Raw genomic sequence first — 1589 nt, forward strand, 5'->3', positions numbered from 1 at the left:
TAAGATTCAAAAAACTAACTGTTTGCTGTCAATGGTAGCGGACGAGCGTAGCGTGGGAGCATAAGGAATTGACAGCTCTAAACCAGTCTTAACACTGAAATGGCGAAAGCCAAAGTTTTATAGAAACTTTGCTTTCCTGCCTAACGGCGAGTGAAAAAGCGGTCAAGCTGGTTCAGCTTGGACGGGGTACGGGGCGTCAGCGCCCGTATTGAATGTGGCTTGCCACACCTTTTAGGCAACGAACGTAGTGAAGCGCAAGGAACGTAGCGACTGAAGTTTAATGTGAGCCGGTTTTTGGCTCACTCCTTTGTGTTTTTTGTTGCTAAGTTTTGACTTCGTACAGTGGTGCCTCTTTTAAACCTCTTTTATAAACCTCTTTTAAACCTCTTTTAGACCCCTCTTGAGGCTTACTCTCCCAAGGCTTATAGAAGTTTATCAACGAGGTTTTGTCTGTTTATCAACGAGGTTTTGTCTGTTTATCAACGAGGTTTTGTCTGTTTATCAACGAGGTTTTGTCTGTTTATCAACGAGGTTTTTAATGGTGCTCGTTGATAAACAATCGTTGATTTTATATAATAGTTGTGGAGGTGTGATTATGAGCAATGAACTTATAAAATATGATCCTGAACTTAATACCATTCCGTTACGTAAATTCACCCCTATTGAAATGAATCTATTTTTTTCAATTATTTCTCGTATGCGTGATAAGGGAGATCAGACAGTTAGATTTTCTTTTGAACAACTTAAAGATTTGAGCAACTATAAACCGACTGCAAATAATCGCTTTGAAGATGATATTCAAAGAACTTATGAAAAGTTAATGGGACTTCATTTTGGAAGACGTAGTAAATCTGGATTAAATAGAGAAATGTTTGTTATGTTTACTAAATTCAGAATTGTTGGTGAAGCTGATTCTCCTTATATAGACATTGAAGTATATAAAGATGCTTTGCCACTTCTTAATAATTTAGACACGTGGGTTAGATATGCTTTAGCGGAATTTAGAGATCTTCGAAGCAGTTATGCTAAAACCGCTTTTAGATTGTTAAAAGGTTTCAGAACAACCGGTTATGCTTTTTTATCAAAAGAAGATTTTTTTGAGTTACTTGATATTCCTAAAAGTTATTGGAAAAAACCGGGAGACGTTGATAGATACGTTCTTAAACCAATCAGAGAAGAATTGACCCCTCTTTTTAGAGGCCTAACTGTTCGAAAGAAATATGGTAAAGGCCGCGGGAAACCAGTGATTGGGTATTCTTTTACTTGGAAGCCTGAAAAGAAAGACGCTAACGACTTCTCACAAGGTCAATTTCAAGATGAACGTCAAAAACTATTTAACATTCAGCATAATGGTGAATTAACAGAACAAGAAAAATGGCGTGCTACCGATAAAGTTAAAGGCCTACCACTAGGCTCAACTGAAAAACAGATTTTAGCCGAACGACAGATTGAGCATGATAAAAAAATAAGAGATCAGACAAGACAAGAAATGCTTGCTGAACTCCGAAAGGGGTTTGGAAATCATGCCTAAAACTATTAGAGAACTTGCTGATGAGTTTGGTGTATCAAAACAAGCCATTAGGGAAAAA

At 37.3% G+C, this 1589-nt stretch carries 1 protein-coding gene; it reads left to right on the plus strand.

Annotated elements, in window-relative coordinates:
- Positions 1-595 precede the first annotated feature (595 nt).
- Positions 596-1531 carry a replication initiation protein gene (locus EKM64_RS11290; RefSeq protein WP_125678573.1) on the plus strand — a complete coding sequence of 312 codons (936 nt, stop codon included), beginning with the start codon at positions 596-598 and terminating at the stop codon, positions 1529-1531.
- Positions 1532-1589 lie beyond the last annotated feature (58 nt).

Source organism: Companilactobacillus keshanensis, from assembly GCF_003946205.1.
Lineage (GTDB): Bacteria > Bacillota > Bacilli > Lactobacillales > Lactobacillaceae > Companilactobacillus > Companilactobacillus keshanensis.

Excerpts from the sequence above, each read along its gene's own strand:
- EKM64_RS11290 (WP_125678573.1), top strand. The coding sequence starts at position 596 with ATGAGCAATGAACTTATAAAATATGATCCTGAACTTAATACCATTCCG.